At 53.5% G+C, this 2,918-nt stretch carries 2 rRNA genes; both read left to right on the top strand.

The window, feature by feature from the left end:
• Window positions 1–2,625: ribosomal RNA gene (locus tag LL253_RS19585) — 23S ribosomal RNA — on the top strand; the annotation flags it as partial.
• Window positions 2,626–2,778: 153 nt separating this feature from the next.
• Window positions 2,779–2,893 (top strand): 5S ribosomal RNA (rrf, locus tag LL253_RS19580).
• Window positions 2,894–2,918 lie beyond the last annotated feature (25 nt).

Here is a 2,918-nt window from a genome sequence, read left to right as displayed (position 1 = left end):
GTTAAATGGGAGAGGTATCACTAAGCTGAATAAAATAGGCTTTGGTGAAGCGAACCCGGAGAACTGAAACATCTCAGTACCCGGAGGAAAAGACATCAACCGAGATTCCGTTAGTAGTGGCGAGCGAACGCGGACCAGGCCAGCGCCTGATATTTAGTTAGCAGAACGATCTGGAAAGTTCGGCCATAGCGGGTGACAGCCCCGTATGTGAAAGCGAAATATCAGGACTTGAGTAGGGCGGAGCACGTGAAACTCTGTCTGAACATGGGGGGACCACCCTCCAAGCCTAAATACTCGTACATGACCGATAGCGAACCAGTACCGTGAGGGAAAGGTGAAAAGCACCCCGATGAGGGGAGTGAAACAGTACCTGAAACCGGATGCCTACAAGCAGTGGGAGGGTCCTTGAGACCTGACCGCGTACCTCTTGCATAATGGGTCTGTGACTTAGTGTATCATGCAAGCTTAAGCCGTTAGGTGTAGGCGCAGCGAAAGCGAGTCTGAATAGGGCGCCCATGAGTATGATGCATTAGACCCGAAACCCGGCGATCTAGGCATGACCAGGCTGAAGGTGCGGTAACACGCACTGGAGGGCCGAACCGTTTAATGTTGAAAAATTATCGGATGAGTTGTGTTTAGGGGTGAAAGGCCAATCAAGCCGGGAAATAGCTGGTTCTCCGCGAAATCTATTGAGGTAGAGCGTCGGATGATTGCCGTTGGGGGTAGAGCACTGGATGGATGCGGGGGTCGCGAGATCTACCAATTCTAACCAAACTCCGAATACCAACGAGTCTAGTCCGGCAGACAGACGGCGGGTGCTAAGGTCCGTCGTCAAAAGGGAAACAGCCCTAACCTACAGCTAAGGTCCCCAAGTCACGTCTAAGTGGGAAAGCATGTGGGATTTCCAAAACAACCAGGAGGTTGGCTTAGAAGCAGCCATCCTTTAAAGAAAGCGTAACAGCTCACTGGTCTAAATAAGAGATCCTGCGGCGAAGATGTAACGGGGCTCAAGACGTGCACCGAAGCTTAGGGTTCAGTCTTTTGACTGAGCGGTAGCGGAGCGTTCCGTAGGCCGTTGAAGCGGGAGGGTAACCGACCGTGGAGGTATCGGAAGTGCGAATGCAGACATGAGTAGCGATTAAGAGGGTGAGATGCCCTCTCGCCGAAATTCCAAGGGTTCCTGCTTAAAGCTAATCTGAGCAGGGTAAGCCGGCCCCTAAGACGAGCCCGAAGGGGGTAGTCGATGGGAACCACGTTAATATTCGTGGGCCTGGTGGTGTGTGACGGATGGCGTAACTTGTTCGGCCTTATTGGATTGGTCCGGGCAGGGAAGTTGTCCCAGGAAATAGCCCCACCGTATAGACCGTACCCTAAACCGACACAGGTGGAATGGTAGAGTATACCAAGGCGTTTGAGAGAAGTATCCTGAAGGAACTCGGCAAATTGCCTCCGTACCTTCGGAAGAAGGAGGCCCCACATAAGCGCAAGCTCTTGTGGGGGGCACAGGCCAGGGGGTAGCGACTGTTTAGCAAAAACACAGGGCTCTGCTAAGTCGGCTTCAAGACGACGTATAGGGCCTGACGCCTGCCCGGTGCCTGAAGGTTAAGAGGAGGAGTGCAAGCTCTGAATTGAAGCCCAGGTAAACGGCGGCCGTAACTATAACGGTCCTAAGGTAGCGAAATTCCTTGTCGGGTAAGTTCCGACCTGCACGAATGGCGTAACGACTTCCCCACTGTCTCCAGGATATGCTCAGCGAAATTGAATTCTCCGTGAAGATGCGGAGTACCCGCGGTTAGACGGAAAGACCCCGTGCACCTTTACTGCAGCTTCAGAGTGGCATTAGGAAAGAACTGTGTAGCATAGGTGGGAGGCTTTGAAGCGATGACGCCAGTTGTCGTGGAGCCATAGGTGAAATACCACCCTGTTGTTTTCTGATGTCTAACCTCGCACCGTTATCCGGTGCAGGGACCCTCTGTGGCGGGTAGTTTGACTGGGGCGGTCGCCTCCTAAAGAGTAACGGAGGCGCGCGATGGTGGGCTCAGGACGGTTGGAAACCGTCTGTTAGAGTGCAATGGCATAAGCCCGCCTGACTGCGAGACTGACAAGTCGAGCAGAGACGAAAGTCGGTCATAGTGATCCGGTGGTCCCTCGTGGAAGGGCCATCGCTCAACGGATAAAAGGTACGCCGGGGATAACAGGCTGATGATTCCCAAGAGCTCATATCGACGGAATCGTTTGGCACCTCGATGTCGGCTCATCACATCCTGGGGCTGGAGCAGGTCCCAAGGGTTTGGCTGTTCGCCAATTAAAGTGGTACGTGAGCTGGGTTCAGAACGTCGCGAGACAGTTTGGTCCCTATCTGCCGTGGGCGTCGAAATTTGAGAGGAGTTGACCCTAGTACGAGAGGACCGGGTTGAACATACCTCTGGTGTACCTGTCGTCGTGCCAACGGCGCAGCAGGGTAGCTATGTATGGACGGGATAACCGCTGAAAGCATCTAAGCGGGAAGCCTCCCTCAAGATAAGATTTCATCGAGCCGTGATAGACCATCACGTTGATAGGCCGGATGTGGAAGTGCGGTAACGCATGGAGCTAACCGGTCCTAATTGCTCTGTTCGCGCTTAAACGGTTCTTCATTGAACCGCAGAGCCCCACCATCAACGACAGTCCTGATAAAACTGTCCTTGCCATGGTGGTCAGAAAACATAAGCCAGATACCAGATTACCCAAACGCACGGGCATCGATTAAACCCAAATTCAAAAGCGCCAGCTCCATTGCTTGGTGACCATAGCGTCAGTGACCCACCCGATCCCATCCCGAACTCGGACGTGAAACCTGACTGCGCCGATGGTACTGTGGCTCAAGCCCCGGAAGAGTAGGGCGTCGCCAGGCATTGAAGCTCGCGCTTTTGATACAT

It is taken from the genome of Sphingobium soli, assembly GCF_020782245.1.
GTDB classification, from domain to species: Bacteria; Pseudomonadota; Alphaproteobacteria; order Sphingomonadales; family Sphingomonadaceae; genus Sphingobium; species Sphingobium soli.
Note: the sequence above shows the minus strand (reverse complement) of the source record. Positions and strands in the feature narration are given on the sequence as shown.